Raw genomic sequence first — 15,230 nt, forward strand, 5'->3', positions numbered from 1 at the left:
GCCTCGCCAACGGCCCGGCGAGGTGGTTGCGATCTCCCCGTCGTCCTTGCCAAGGGTCCACGGCGTGCCGACTGATCGCTCCGGCGACACCGCCACGGGTCAGTCCTTCCCGTCGGGAGGTCGCCCAGGCGGCGGGGCGAGGTCCGGGCGGATGATCGTGTAGTCTTCGACACGACAACGGTATTGATAACCGTTTTCATCGGTGCTAGATATGACATCAGCTGACTTGTCGGCCTCTTGGATCGATGCCCCGCCCACATACGTGGAGGTCTGGTGACCCCTTTTCCGCTGCCTGATGCGTTGTGCCCGTCGTTGGACGAGGTCGTCTCGTGCGTGGCACAGGTGCTCGGAATCGAGGAAGGGGAGGTGGATCCGGACGCGAAGCTCACGGAGCTGGGCCTGGAGTCGTTCACGGCCGTACGGTTGCGCCGCAGGCTGCGCGAGCGCACAGGAGCGGACCTGCCGATCGCGACGTTTCTGGGCCGGACGTCAGCGCGCTCGATCGCGCGGCGGGTCGCGCCGGAGGACGCCGGCTTCCCTCTCACGGCCGCGCAGTCGGCCTACTGGGTGGGGCGGGATCCGGCGTTCCCGCTGGGCGGCGTCGCCACGTTCTTCTTCCACGAGTACGACCGCCGTCCCGACGACGGACAGGCCGATCTGGACCGGCTGGAGCAGGCGTGGAACGTGCTGGTCGACCACCATGCCATGCTGCGCATGGTGGTCGGCGACGACGGCAGGCAACGCATCCTCCCGTCGCCCGGCCCTTATCTCTTCGGCCGTAGCGACCTGCGTGAGGCATCTCCTGAGGAGGCCCGGGAGGCACTCGACAGGCTGCGCGCGGAGCGGTCCCATCAGCTCCGCCCGAGCGGTGTCTGGCCGCTGTTCGACATCCATGCCGCGCTGCTGCCTGACGGCCGGACGCGGCTGTTCGTCGGCATGGACATCCTGGCGCTCGACATGGCGAGCTGGCTGCTCGTGATGCGTCAGTGGGGTGAGCTGGTGGCTGACCCCGTGGCGCGGCCGCAGCCGTGCGCCATTGACTTTCCCACCGTGGTGAAAGAGCGCGAATCGGACCCCGAGGAGCGCGAGCGCCGGGCTGTGGCCGGCGCTTACTGGGCCGAGCGGGCGCCGGATCTGCCGCCTGGGCCGGTGCTGCCGCTGGCCGTGCCGATCGAGGAGGTCGGTGTGCCGAGGTTCGCCCGGTATGAGGGTCGGCTCGCCGCCGAGGAGTGGGAGCTGCTGCGGGCCCGCGCGGCCGATCATGGGCTCAGCCCGACCGGCGTGCTGCTCGCCGCGTTCGCTCTCACCCTGCATCGGCGGGGCGCGTCCGAGGCCTTCTGCTTGAATGTCACGCTCTTCGACCGCCCCGACCGTCCGGAGTTGCGTGACGTGGTGGGTGACTTCACCACGACGGCCCTCGTCGGCATTCCGGTCCCCGACCTCTCGGGCCCGTGGACCTTCTCCGCATGGGCGGCCGAGGTGAATGAGCGGTTCTGGACCGATCTGGAGCACCGTGCCGTCTCCGGTGTCGAGGCGCTGCGGGCGGTGGGACGCACGAGCGGTGTGCCGGCGCATCCGGTGGTCTTCACCAGCGGCGTCGGGCTGGCCGATGAGGAGGCCACGGCCTGGCTGGGGGAGGAGGTGTTCGGCGTGTCGCAGACTCCGCAGGTGCTGCTCGACCACATCGTGCGGGACGACGGCGGGCCGCTGAGGATTGCCTGGGACGTCGTGGAGACGGCGCTTCCCGGGGAGTGGGTCCGGGGGTGTCTCGACGCCGAGGTGCGCCTGCTGCGCAGGTTGACGGATCCGGCCGCCTGGACGTCCGCGACCCTGGCCGTCGATCCGGGCTTTCACGCTGATGAGCCGCTGGAGTGCGTGCCGTTCCCCGGAGCCGGGCCGCTGCTCGACGACCCGTGGGCCGAGGCGGCCCGCCGTGGCCCCGGCGCCCCGGCCTTGCTGGGGCCCGGCGGTGCGATGGCGCACGGCGAGCTGGCGGAGGCCGTCGGCAGGATGGCGGCGGGGATCAGGCCGGGCGAACCGGTCGCCGTTGCCCTCGACAAGGGGTTCGACCAGATCACCGCCGTCCTGGCGGTCGCCGCCGCGGGCGCCTGGTACGTGCCCGTCGAGCCGTCCTGGCCCGCCGCCCGGGTCGCCTCCGTGTGCCGGCAGGCGAGCATCACGTACGCGATCGCCGTCGAGGGCGGCCCGGTCACCTGGCCCGACGGCGTGACCGTCCATCGGGTGGGCGACGGTCCTTCCCTGGTCAGCGGCCGGGTCCGGGAACGGCCCGCGCCCGGCCGGCTGGCGTACGCGATCTTCACCTCCGGCTCGACCGGAACGCCGAAGGGTGTGGCCGTCGAGCACCGCGCGGCCCGCACGACCGTGGACGACATCGTGGACCGGTTCGCGATCGACCACCGGGACCGCGTGCTGGGGCTGTCGGCGCTCAGCTTCGACCTGTCGGTCTTCGATGTCTTCGGCGTGCTGGGTGCGGGCGGGGCGCTGGTGCTGCCGGAGGTGGCCCGCCAGCGCGACCCGGAGCACTGGCTGGAACTCGCCGAGCGGCACGGCGTCACGGTGTGGAACACCGCGCCCGCGCTGCTGGAGATGCTCGTCGAGTACGCCGAACTGGACCCGGGCGCGGCCCGCCGGCAGCTGCGCTCGCTGCGTCTGGTGATGCTGTCCGGCGACTGGATCCCGGTCACGCTCCCCGAACGGCTGCGCGCGCTCGCGCCCCAGGCCCGGCTGTTCAGCCTGGGCGGGGCTACCGAGGCGTCGATCTGGTCGATCGCCTATCCGGTGGAGGAGGTGGATCCGGCGTGGAAGAGCATCCCGTACGGCCGGGCGCTGCGCGGGCAGAGCTTCCGCATCCTCGACGAGGACGGGGTGCCGGTGCCGCTGGGTGAGCCGGGGGAGCTGTACATCGGCGGTGACGGGCTGGCCCGCGGCTATTTGGGGGATCCCGAGCAGACCGCGGCGAGGTTCGCGGTGCACCCGCGGTTCGGTGAGCGGCTGTACCGCACGGGTGACCTGGGCCGGTGGCGGCCCGATGGGACGATCGAGTTCCTGGGCCGGGTGGACCGTCAGGTCAAGATCCGTGGGCACCGCATCGAGTTGGGCGAGATCGAGTCCGTGCTGGCCCGGGAGCCGGGGGTCCGGGCGTGCGTCGCGGCCACCGTCCGCGGGGCGGACGGGCGGCCGAGGCTGGTCGCGTACGTGGCCGGGAAGGAGGTTCTGGCCGAGGAACGGCTGACCGCGGCTCTGCGGGAGCGGTTGCCGGCGTACATGGTGCCCGCCCGGCTGGTGATCCTGGACCGGTTGCCGGTCACGGCCAACGGCAAGGTGGACCACGCCGCCCTGCCCGATCCGTACGCGCGGGGGAGCAGCCCCGAGGCTGAGAAGGCTGCCGGGAAACTCGATGAGGAGCACGTGGACGTGCGGCCGGACGGCACGCAGGATCTCGCGGACTGGACGGCGCGGGTTCTTCGCGAGGCCCGGGAACGCGGTCTGGAGCTGGTCCTGACGATACGTCCCGGCGCGTCGGGGCCCTCGTCGAGGTTCCGGACGCCGGTCACGGAGATCTCACCCGCCTCACCGGACGGGCCGAGCGGAACCGGCGGAGAAGGCGGTGCCCCGGCTGATCCTGAGGTGCTGAGGTCTGTCCTCTCCGTCTTCGAGGAGCTGCTGGGACACCCGATCGATCCCGACGCCACCTTCTTCGACCTCGGGGCCACGTCGATCACCCTGGTCCTGGCCCACCGCGAGCTGCGCCGCCTGGCTCCCGCGCTCTCCGTCGTGGACCTCTTCGAGAGGCCCACGGCCCGTGCCCTGGCGGCGCACATCGCCGGCCGTACGGCGCCACGGGAGCCTGCCCGCGTCGCGGACTCCGAGCCCGCTCGCGGCGTGGATCCGGCGACGGCCCGTGGGTCGAGGCTGCGTGCCCGCGCGCACGCCGAGGAGGTTGCGCGTTGAACGCCGCCGTCGCCGTCGCCGTCGTCGGCCTGGACTGCCGTTTTCCCGGTGCGCCCGACGGGGAGTCGTTCTGGCGCATGCTGGTCGAGGGCAGGCAGGGCCTGACCCGCTTCGGGAGAAGCGAGTTGCTGGCCAGAGGCGTGGACCCGGCTCTGCTGAGCAGGCCGGGATACGTCCCGGTCGGCGGGCTGATCGAGGGCCAGGATCAGTTCGACCCCGACCTGTTCGGCATGACCGAGGCGGAGGCCGCGCTGGCCGACCCGCAGCAGCGGCTCTTCCTGGAGTGCTGCTGGCGGGCGCTGGAGTCCTCCGGTCACGGGGGCGGCGCGGGCGCGGGCACGGTGGGTGTCTATGCCGGGGCCGCGCACAGCTCCTATCTCATGTCGAACCTGCGCGATCGTTACGATCCCACGGGTGGCGGCGCGGACCCGGTCGGCAGTCTGCAGACGGCGATGGCCACCGTCGCCGACTACCTGCCGCTCCATGTCGCGTACCGGCTCGGGCTCACGGGGCCGGCGCTCGCGGTCAACACCACGTGTTCGACCTCCCTGGTCGCCGTGCACGTCGCCGCGCAGGCGCTGCTCAACGGCGAGTGCGACACCGCGCTCGCGGGTGGGGTGTCGCTGACGGTCCCGCAGGGGCACGGGTATCTGCACGTGCCCGACGCGATGTTCTCCGCCGACGGCCGGGTGCGGCCGTTCTCGGCGGAGGGCAGTGGCATCGTCTTCTCCCAGGGCGTGGGGGCCGTCGTGCTGCGCCGCCTGGACGATGCGCTCGCCGACGGTGACGAGGTGCTGGCCGTGCTGCTCGGTTCGGCGGTCAACAATGACGGCGCCGACAAGGTCGGCTTCACCGCGCCTTCGGTGCGCGGGCAGGCCAGGGTCATCGCGGAGGCGCTGTCCGTCGCCGGGGTCGAGCCCCGCGCCGTCGGGTACGTCGAAGCGCATGGCACCGCCACGCCCCTGGGCGACGCCGTCGAGGTGGCCGCCCTGCGCAGGGTGTTCGGTCCGGAGGGACCGGCGTGGTGCTCGCTCGGTTCGGTCAAAGGCAACATCGGGCACGCCAACTCCGCGGCCGGGATCGCGGGGTTCGTCAAGGCCGTGCTCGCGGTCCGCCACGGCGTCATCCCGGCCTCGCTCGGCGCCAAGCCGCTGAACCCGGCGCTGGAGCTGGACGGCTCGCCGTTCGAGGTGGCCGTGGCGACCGGGCCGTGGGAGGGGCCCCGGTACGCGGGCGTCAGCGCGTTCGGCATCGGCGGCACCAACTGCCACGTGGTCCTCGGAGAGGCTCCGTCTCGTCCGCCGGCCCCGGCGGACGATCGTCCCCAGTTGCTGCTGGTCTCGGCTCGTTCCGCCTCTGAGCTCGGGCAGGCGGCCGAGGAGCTCGCGGCCCGCGAGTGGCGGGAGGTCGCCGACGCCGCGTACACGCTGCATGTTGGACGCAAGGCGTTCGCCCATCGCCTGGCCGCGGCCGTCACCGGCCCCGCTGACGTCCCCGGCGCGCTGCGCGCCGCCGTGCCCGCCGCCGTGCCCGCCACCGTGCCTGAGACCGCGCCCCGGGTGGTGTTCGCGTTCCCCGGCGGGGGCGCGCAGTACGCCGGCATGGGTTCCGGCCTGTACGGCGACGAGCCGGTCTTCGCTGATTCGGTCGACCGGTGCGCCGAGGCGCTTGCGCCGCTCCTGGGCGCTGACGTGCGGGAGCTGATTCTCGCCCGCCGCGACGACCCGGCGGCACGGATCGCGGCCCGGAACGCCGGGATCGGGCTGCCCGCGCTGTTCGCCGTCAGCGTGGCCACTGCGGCGCTGCTGGAGTCGTGGGGGGTCGTGCCGGACGCCGTGCTCGGCCACAGCCTCGGCGAGTACGCGGCGGCTGTGGTCTCGGGCACTCTGCCGATGGAGGATGCGGCGTCCCTGGTGGCGGTCCGGTCGACCGGGATGGCCGCGGCGGCGGGGGCGATGCTCGCGGTGTCCCTGCCGGAGGAAGCGGTCGTCGGGTTGCTCGGCCGCCACCCCGACCTCGACCTGGCTGTCGTGAACGCTCCCGACTCGTGCGTGCTGTCGGGGCCGGCCGAGGCGGTGGACCGTCTCCACGAGGAGCTGCGCGCGGAAGGCGTCGACGCCACGCGGCTGCATCTGGACGCCGCCGCCCATTCGCGTCTCGTCGAGCCCGTCATGCCCGCGCTTCGCCGGGCCGCCGGACGTCTGTCGCCGCGCAAGCCGGCGGTGCCGCTGGTGACCACGCTCACGGGGGACTGGGCGGGCGACGTGCTGCTCGATCCCGAGCACTGGGTACGTCACCTGCGCTCCACAGTGCGCTTCTCCGGTGCCGTGCGCACCGCCGTGGGGGACTCGCCCACCGTCCTCGTCCAGGTCGGCCCCGGCAGCGGGCTGATCGTCGCCGCCCGCCGGCACGGCCTGCCCGCGCTACGCGCCGCCCTGGCCACCTTCCCGGCGCCTGGCGACGACCAGCAGGACAGGGCCGCCGCGTTGGCGGCCGCGGGACAACTGTGGACGTACGGCGTGCCGCTCGACGCCGCGGCCCTGCACCGGCCGGGACGGCGCCGCGTCGCTCTGCCCGGCCATCCGTTCCGGCGCCGCCGCCTGTGGACCGACCCGCCCAATCGGGCCGCGGTGGCCGCGCCGTCCACCGGGGACCTGCTGCAGATCCCCGTGTGGCACCGGGCGGTCCCGGCTCCGGCTCCCCGGTTCCCGGACGGCGAGCGGTGGCTGGTCGTCGGCGGGACCGCCGAACTGGCCGACGCCTTCGCGCGTGCCGGGGCCGAGCCCGTCACCACCGCCGATTTCCCCGGTGGGAGCTGTGCGGCGGCCGTCTACGTCGTCGATCGCCAGGGCCGGGGCGAGAGCCTTGACGGTCGCCAGGGCCAGGGCGAGGGCCTTGACGGTCGCCAGGACCAGGGCAGGAGCCTTGGCGGTCGAGTCCGCGATGCCGTCGTCGGCTTCGGGCGGTTCGCCGCCCTGCTGGCCGCGCACCCCGACCCACCGCGGCGCCTGCTGCTGGTGACCGCGGGGGGCGAGCGGGTGGAGAGCTCCGACCTGCTGGACCCGGCAGCGGCGGCGGTGCGGGCGCTGCCACGTGTCCTCGCCCAGGAGAGCCCAGGGCTGACGTGGCGGTCCGTCGATCTGCCCCGCGGCTCCGTGGACGTGCGCGCCGTGGTGGCCGAGGCCGCCGACCTCGCCGCCGCCGGGACCCGGCAGGAGGGGAGCGCGGCCGAGCCGGGACCCGGCGCCGCGGAGATCGCCGTGCGAGGCGGGTCGCGGTGGCTGCGTTCGTTCGCGCCCTGGCGGCCTGCGACGGTCGCGGACGGGTCCCGGCGGGGTTCGGTGGCGGTCATCCTCGGCGGTCTGGGCGACGTCGGGTTCACGATGGCGGAGCACCTGGCCGGTCAGGGGGTCAGGGTGGTGCTGACGTCCCGGACGGGGATTCCCGAGCAGGCCGCTCCCGGGAGCCGGGACGCCGAGCGGCTGGCCTGGCTCCGGCGGCTGGCCGGGCTCGGGCTGGAGGTGGAGATCGAGGTCGCGGACGCCGCCGACCCCGCGGCGACCCGCGCGCTGCTGGACGGCGTGGCGCGCCGGCACGGGCGGCTCGACCTCGTCGTCCACGGCGCCGGCGTGGTCGCCTCCGCGGGGATCGGCCCGCTGCGGGAGCTCGACGCCGGCGTCGCCGACGCGCACGCCCGTGCCAAGGTGGGCGCCGCCGTCGCGCTGCAGGAGGCCATCGGCGCGCTGCCCGAGCAGGTCAGGCCGCGCGCCGTCGTGCTGATGTCGTCGGCCACCGCCGCCGTCGGCGGGCTGGGGCTCGGGCCGTACGCGGCGGCCAACCGCGCGCTCGACGCCGTCGCCGAGCGGGCGGGAACCGGTACCGGCACCCGGTGGGTCAGCGTGGCCTGGGACGGCTGGCGGGTCGGCCCGGCCGGGCGGGAGCGCACGGTCGCCTCCGCGCACTCCATCGGCGCCGCCGACGGCATGCGTGCCCTCGATCGGGTCCTCGCGGCCGTGGCCGACGGCAGCGCTCCGCCCGTGGTGGCCGTGTCGCCCGCCGATCTGGCCGCCCGCCTGGCCTTCGACAGCGCGGCACCGGACTCCGGGGCGGCGCTCTCGGAGGGGGGCTCCGGGGAGGCGCTCTCGGAGGGGGAGAGCGGTGAGTGGCGTCCGGCGGAGCGGCTCGTGGCCGCTTGCTGGTCCGAGCTGCTCGGCTTTCCGGTGAACGACCGCGACGCGGACTTCTTCGCGCTGGGCGGGCACTCGCTGCTGGCCACCCGGATGCTGGCTCGGCTGGCCGACGACCACGGCGTGCCGCTGCGGCTGAGCGACCTGCTGGCCAGGCCGACGGTGGCGGCGCTTGCCCGGCTGCTGCCGGACGGCGGTTCCGGCGGCCCGGTCCAGGTCTCGGAACCCGCCTCGGCCGGGGAGACCGATTTCCCGCTGACCCGGGTGCAGCACGCGTACTGGGTCGGCGGCGCGGGCGGATACCGTCACGGCGGCACGGCGTGCCACTTCTACCTGGAATACGACTGCCCCGATCTCGACATCCCGCGCTACCAGCGGGCGTGGAACCGGGTCATCGCCCGTCACCCGATGCTGCGCGCCGTCATCACCCCCGAGGGCCGCAACCGGATCCTGGACCGCGTGCCCGGATACCGCATCCGCGTGCACGATCTGCGCGAAGAGGCCGATCCGGCGGCCCGGCTGGCCGCGCTCAGGGCACAGCTGTCGCACCGGGCACCGCGCCCCGACCGCTGGCCGCTGGTCGAACTGCGCGCCGCCCTGCTGCCGGCGGGAACGGTCCGCCTGTTCGTCAGCGTGGACGTGCTGGTCTGCGACACCGCCAGCTACCTCCTGTTCGACCGGGAACTGCGGCACTTCTACGAGCACGACGGCGGCCCTGACCTGCCGCCGATCGGCACGGATTTCGCGGCCTGCGTACGCGCGATGCAGGAGAGGACGTCTGGAGCGGCGGCCGGGTACTGGCGGGCCAGGCTCGATGACCTGCCGGGTCCGCCCGCGCTGCCCGTGCGGGACGGCGACGCGGCGGCCCCGAGGTTCGCCAGGCGCAGCGCCAGGCTGCCCGCCGAGGTCTGGGAGCGGCTCAAGAAGCGGGCGGCCGGCCACGCGGTCACTCCCACGGCCGCGCTGCTCGCCGCGTACGGTGACGCGCTGCACGCCTGGTCGGGCAGCGACCGGTTCTGCGTCAACCTCACCCTGTTCGACCGGCCGCGCATCCATCCGGACGTCGGCAAGGTCGTCGGCGACTTCACCTCGCTCCTGCTGCACGAGGTGGACCGGAGAACCCCGATGGCGTTCGCCGAGCGTGCCAGGGCCGCCCAGCGCAGGCTGTTCCAGGATCTCGATCATCGCGACTTCTCGGCCCTGGACGTGCTGGCGGAGCAGTCGGCCCGCGCGGGCCGGCCGGCCCAGGCGCCCGTCGTCTTCACCAGCGCGCTCGGCCTGGACGACCTGCTCGACGGCGGCCATGACCTGGACTGGGTCGGCACCCCCGTCCACGGGGTCAGCCAGACGCCGCAGGTCTGGCTGGACCACCAGGCGTTCGTCCAGCACGGAGAGCTGCTCCTGCAGTGGGACGTGGCCGAGACCGCCCTCCCGGCGGACCAGGCCGATGCCGCCTTCGAACGCTATGTGGCCGAGGTGCGCCGCCTGGCCGACGACCCCTCGGCCTGGGAGAGCACGTACGGAGACCTGACGCTGCTGCTGCGCGAGGGCGCCCATCCGCGCCCGCTGTTCCTCGTGCATCCGTCCGGTGGTGACGTGCTCTGCTACGCGGAGCTGGCCCGCCTGCTCGACACCGACCGCGCGGTCGTCGGCCTGATCGACCCCGTCTTCGCCGGCATCTCGCCGCCCGGCGACATGGAGGGCCTCGCCGATCTGTACGTGCGGGCGGTGCGCGCCTGGCAGCCCGCCGGTCCGTACGCGCTCGGCGGCTGGTCCATGGGCGGCACCCTGGCCCAGCTCATGGCCTGCCGCCTGGCCGAGGGGGGCGAGAGGGTCGAGCTGCTGGCGATGCTGGACTCGAACGTCCCCGACCGGATCCGCCCGCTGCCCGCCGAGAGGCCGGACGCGCACGCGGCCGCCCGGTACCTGCGCTCCCTTCAGGCGTTTCGCGGTGCGGACCTCGACGTGTCCGATCTGGAAGCGCGCCTGGCGGCGCTGCCCGAGGCGGAGCTGCCGGAGGAGGTCTCCGGGATGCTGCGGCGGGCCGGGCTGCTCGGCGCCCGCGACTCGGTGGCGGAACGGCTGGAGGTCTTCACCCGCCACCTGCGCGTCCTCGGCGAGCACCGGGCCCGCCGCCTGGGCGGCGGCACCCGGGCCCTCCTCGTCCGCGCCGCGCTGCCGTCCCCGCTCAACGCCGGGATCGGCATGGGCGTCGACGACGTGCCCGACCACCACGACCTCGGCTGGAGCCCGTTCCTGCCCGGGCTGCAGGCGGAGCCGGTCGACGCGCACCACTACTCCCTGCTCCGCGCGCCCGCCGTGCGCCGTGTCGCGGAACTGCTCGGCGAGCTCCTTCGCGAGCCCTGACCCTCCGGAAGAGGAATCCATGACCTTCAAGCATCGACGACCTGCCCTGCTGATCGCTCTCGCGGTGCTCGTCGCCGGTTGCTCGGCCCCGCCCCCGACCACCTCGGCCGGCACCAGTACTCTGCGGTACGTGGCCGCGGGCAGCCCCGCCGCCGCGAGCAACGACCCGCACGGCGGTCTGGCCAACGAGTCGGACGCGCTGCGCTTCTCCCTGGTCTACGACGTCCTGACCGTGCCCGGGGACGACGGCACGGCCAGACCACGCCTGGCCACCTCCTGGGAGCCGGACCGGACGCTCACCCGCTGGACGTTCCGGCTGCGCCGGGACGCCACGTTCACCGACGGCCGCCCCGTACGGGCCGCCGACGTGCTCTACTCCCTGCGCCGCATCGAGCGCAAGGCGGCCGAGAACTACGGCAGGCTCGCGTCGTTCGACACCCAGGCCTCCACCGCGCCCGACGACCACACCGTCGTCCTGGTCAGCAGGACCCCGACCGCTCTGGCGCCGGAGGCGCTGGAATCGGTCACGTTCGTCGTCCCCGAGGGCAGCGAGGACTTCGGCAGGCCCGTGCCGGGCTCGGGGCCGTACCGGATGGCGCGTGGGGACGGGCGGAGCGCCGTGCTGACGCGCAACCCCACATGGTGGGGGCCCCGCCCGAGCCTGGACGGCGTCGAGATCCGGGCCGTGGCCGACCCGCAGGCCAGGGCGGCCGCGGTCACCTCCGGCCAGGCGGACGTGGCCGGCAGCGTCAGCCCTGCCGCCGCGAGATCCGCGGGCACGGGCGTCCGGGTGGTGCGCCGCACGGCCGTGACCGAGTACCCGTTCGTGATGCGCCTGGACCGCGAGCCCTTCGACGACCCGCGGGTCCGCGAGGCGTTCAAGCTGGCCGCCGACCGCCAGGCCCTGGTGGACACCGTCTTCCTCGGGTACGGGAAGGTCGCCAACGACCTGCCCACCCCGTACGACGCCTCCTATCCCGAGGACCTGGCGCAGCGGCCCCGCGACGTGGCCCGGGCCAAGGAGCTCCTGGCCGCCGCCGGGCACGCGGACGGGTTGGAGGTCACCTTGCGGACCACCACGTCGTATCCCGGCATGGACAGCGCCGCCGCCTTGTACGCGCGTCAGCTCGCCGACATCGGCGTCACCGCCACCGTCCGCAACGAGCCGCCGGACACGTATTTCACGAACGTGTGGAGCAAGGCCGACTTCTACACCGGCTACTTCGGCGGCATCCCCTTCACCGACGTGGCCAGGGTCGCGCTCCTGTCGACGTCACCGACGAACGAGACCGCCTGGAAGCGGCCCGCGTGGGACAAGGCGTTCGCCGAGGCGCTCGCCGTTCGCGACGACGCCGACCGTAACGGCCGGCTCGGGGCGCTGCAGAAGCAGCTGTGGAAGGACGGCGGCTACGTCGTGTGGGGTCTCGGCGAGGGACTGGATTTGACGTCGCCCGCCGTCCACGGCCTGCCCACGGGGCCGGGGTTCCAGCGCTTCCTCCTCGACGGCGTCCGGCTCGGCGAGGCGGGCTGAGCCGGTGCGTCCTTCCCTGACGGCGGGGCTGTCTCGTGCCGTCCTGGCGCCGTTACGGGCGGTCGGCCTGCTGGCCGCGGTCTCGGCCGCGGTGTTCGCCGCCACGGAGCTGCTGCCGGGGGACGCCGCCGACGCCGTGGGCGCCGGTCGGGCCTCGGCGGCGCAGCTCGCCGAGCTGCGCGCCGAGCGCGGGCTCGACCGGCCGGGCTGGGAGCGCTGGGCGGGCTGGGCGTGGGCGCTGCTCCACGGTGACGCGGGCCGGTCCCTGCTGAGCGGCCGCCCCGTCGTGGATGTGGTCGGCGGGCGGCTGCCCGCCACGGCGGTGCTGGCCGGGCCGGCCTTCGTGCTGACCGCCCTGCTGGTCCTGCTGGGCTGCGCGCTGGCCGGCCGTCGGGCGCTGCGCCGTCCGGGCGACGCCGGCGGCGGCCTGGCGACGGCGTTCACCGCGGTGCCCCAGGTCGTCGTGGCGGCGGCGCTCGCGGCGCTGCTCAGCGGGGTGCTGGGATGGGTGCCGCCGGTGTCGCTGCTGCCCGCGGGCGGCGGTCCGCCGGATCCGTCGATCGTGCTCCTTCCCGTCCTGACGCTGGCCCTGCCCTCGGCCGCGTTCGGTGTCGCGCTGCTCGGCGGCGCGGTGGCCGACGCCCTGCGCAGGCCGTACGTGACGGATGCCCTCATCCGCGGTGTGCCGGCCGGTCGCATCCTGCGCCGTCATGTGCTGCCCGTGCTCGCCGCGCCCGCGCTGCGGGTGCTGGCCGTCGTGGTCGGCGGGCTCACCGCGGGCAGCGCCCTGGTGGAGACGGTCTTCGGCTACGCGGGGGCGGGCGAGCTGCTGGTCAGCTCGGTGGCGGCCCGGGACACGCCCGTGGTGCAGCTGCTGGCGCTCGGGTCGGCCGCGGCCGTGCTGGCGGTGCTGCTGCTCGCCGATCTGGTGCCGGTGCGGCGGCCGTCGTGAGCAGGATCCCGCTCGTGCTCGCGGCCGTCGTCGTCGCGGTGACCCTGCTGGGGCCGGCCCTGGCCCCCTACGACCCGGCCGCACCCGTGACCGCGCCGTGGCAGGCGAGCTCCGCCGGTCACCTCCTGGGGGGCGACGTCCTCGGGAGGGACGTGTTCTCGCGGCTGCTGGCGGGCGGGCGGCACCTCCTGGCCCTCTCGCTCGTGGCGGCGGTGGCCGCCACCCTCGCCGGCACGCTCGGCGGGCTGCTGGCCGGGTGGAGCGGGTCCCGCGTGATCGCGACCGGTGCCGACCTGCTGCTGGCCGTGCCGGTGCTGCTGCCCGCGCTGGTGGTGGCCGTGTCCCTGCCCGGGGACGCGGCCGTCGTGATCGCCACGGTCCTGGCGGGAGCGCCGCTGACGCTGGGGGTGGTCCGTGACGCCGCCGCGGGCGTGCAGGAACGCGGATACGTCCGGGCGGCGCGGCTGCGGGGCGAGCGGACCCTCGAGGTGCTGCTGCGCGAGGTGCTCCCCGCCGTGGCCGGGGTGCTGGCCGCCGACCTCGGGCTGCGCTTCGTCACCGCGCTGCAGCTGGCCTCCGCGCTGGCCGTGCTCGGCCTCACCGACGCGCCGGCCACGGGGGACTGGGCCGCGATGCTCCGCGAGAACCTGGCGGGCGCCGCGCTCAACCCCGCGGCGCTGGCGGCTCCCGCGCTGCTGCTGGCCCTGCTCTCCCTGGCCGTCGCCGCCGCCGCGCACGCCGGGCTCCGCCACGCCTTCGGAACGGGGGACACCTGATGACCGCGCACGAGGGACTGCGCGGCGACCGGGTCCGCGTCACCGGCCCTTCAGGTCGCGTGGTCCTCGACGACCTGAGCGCGCATGCCGTGCCCGGCCGCGTCCTCGCGCTGACGGGACCCTCGGGCGGCGGGAAGACCACGCTGCTCAGGGCCCTGCTCGGCTGCCTGCCGCCGGGGCTGCGGCTCGCGGCCGGTGAGGTGCGCTGGCGCGGCGGACCGGTGCCCGCCGGACGGGCCGGCCGCCGCTGGCGCCTCACCCGGGTCGGCTGGCTGGCCCAGGACCCCGCCTCCACCCTCGACCCCTGGCGGCCCGTGCTCGACCAGGTCACCGAGGCCCTGGCCGACCGCGGCGCCACGGGAACCGCCGTACGCGCCGAGGCCGCCGCACTGCTCGAACGCCTCGGTCTCGATCCTGCCCTGCACGCCAGGACTGCGGGCCGGCTCTCCGGCGGGCAGGCCCAGCGGGCCGCGCTGGCCCGCGCCCTGGCCGGGGACCCGCCCCTCCTGGTGCTGGACGAGCCCACCAGCGGCCTGGACCCGGACTGCGTGCGGCTCGCCGCCGAGGCCGTGCGCCGGCGACGGGGCGACCCGTCACGGGTCACGGTACTGGTCTCCCACGACCGGAGACTGGTGGAGGACCTCGCCGACGAGGTGACGGAGATCGCCGCCGTCGCCCCGGCGCGCAGCCCGGCGATCGCAGCCCGGCGGACGGGCACGCCCGCGGTGCTGACCGTACGCGGGCTCGTCCTGGACCACCCGGCGGGCGGGCCCCCGCTCATCAGCGCGGACCTGACCGTGCACGCCGGAGAGCTCGTCGCGTTGCTCGGACCGTCCGGCAGCGGCAAGAGCACCCTGCTCCGTGCCCTCGCCGGGCTGCACCCGCCCGCCGCGGGGACCCTGGTCCTCTCGGCGGCCGATGCCGCGGGGCCCCTGCCGTACCTGGCGAGCGAGCGCAGCCGCGCCCAGCTGCGCCGCATCCAGTTCGTCGGCCAGAACCCCCGCGACGAGCTCAATCCCGCCCACCGGGCCGTGACGGCGGTCGCCCGCCCGCTGCGCACGCTCGCGGGCTTGGGGCGCACCCCCGCACGGGCGCGGGCCCTTCGCCTCCTGGCAGAGCTCGGCGTGGACGCCGAGCACGCGGCACGCCGCCCGGGGCGGCTCTCCGGCGGCCAGCGCCAGCGCGCCGCCGTGGCCCGTGCGGTGGCCCCGGGCGCCGCCGTCCTGCTCGCCGACGAGATCACCTCGGCCCTGGACCCGGCCACCGCGACGCGGCTGCTCGACCTCCTGGACCGGCTGCGCGGCGAGGGCCTCGCCGTGCTCCTGGCCACACACGACCCGGAGGTGGCGGCCCGCGCCGACCGGGTCCTGCGCCTGAACGCGGGGGCCCTGCACGAGCAGGACCTGAGCGCGCATCCATGAACACCACCCCTACGGAGGACCGGT

At 75.2% G+C, this 15,230-nt stretch carries 6 protein-coding genes; all 6 read left to right on the plus strand.

The window, feature by feature from the left end; genetic code table 11:
• Positions 1–273 precede the first annotated feature (273 nt).
• From FH608_RS16760 to FH608_RS16785, 6 genes are read left to right on the plus strand one after another with little or no spacing between them, the layout of a single operon-like run.
• Complete coding sequence (locus tag FH608_RS16760; protein ID WP_139631406.1) at positions 274–3,972, plus strand: non-ribosomal peptide synthetase; 3,699 nt, start codon at positions 274–276, stop codon at positions 3,970–3,972.
• Complete coding sequence (locus tag FH608_RS16765; RefSeq protein WP_226899599.1) at positions 3,969–10,526, plus strand: type I polyketide synthase; 6,558 nt, start codon at positions 3,969–3,971, stop codon at positions 10,524–10,526. The genes FH608_RS16760 and FH608_RS16765 overlap by 4 nt, the downstream gene beginning before the upstream one ends.
• Positions 10,527–10,545: 19 nt before the next feature.
• The gene (locus FH608_RS16770; RefSeq protein ID WP_139631407.1) at positions 10,546–12,057 is read left to right on the plus strand and encodes an ABC transporter substrate-binding protein; all 1,512 of its coding nucleotides are present in this window, start codon (positions 10,546–10,548) and stop codon (positions 12,055–12,057) included.
• Positions 12,058–12,061: 4 nt separating this feature from the next.
• A complete protein-coding gene (locus FH608_RS16775; protein WP_139631408.1) occupies positions 12,062–13,009 on the plus strand; it encodes an ABC transporter permease in 948 nt (315 codons plus the stop codon).
• Positions 13,006–13,785: an ABC transporter permease subunit gene (locus FH608_RS16780; protein WP_139631409.1), complete on the plus strand. Its 780-nt coding sequence runs from the start codon at positions 13,006–13,008 to the stop codon at positions 13,783–13,785. Before FH608_RS16775 ends, FH608_RS16780 begins: the two co-directional genes overlap by 4 nt.
• Complete coding sequence (locus FH608_RS16785; RefSeq protein WP_139631410.1) at positions 13,785–15,206, plus strand: ATP-binding cassette domain-containing protein; 1,422 nt, start codon at positions 13,785–13,787, stop codon at positions 15,204–15,206. The genes FH608_RS16780 and FH608_RS16785 overlap by 1 nt, the downstream gene beginning before the upstream one ends.
• Positions 15,207–15,230 lie beyond the last annotated feature (24 nt).

Source organism: Nonomuraea phyllanthi (assembly GCF_006334985.2).
GTDB lineage: Bacteria > Actinomycetota > Actinomycetes > Streptosporangiales > Streptosporangiaceae > Nonomuraea > Nonomuraea phyllanthi.

What these genes read in the sequence shown, in the direction of transcription:
- FH608_RS16770 (WP_139631407.1), top strand. Translation starts at nt 10,546, where the DNA reads ATGACCTTCAAGCATCGACGACCTGCCCTGCTGATCGCTCTCGCGGTG.
- FH608_RS16785 (WP_139631410.1), top strand. Translation starts at nt 13,785, where the DNA reads ATGACCGCGCACGAGGGACTGCGCGGCGACCGGGTCCGCGTCACCGGC.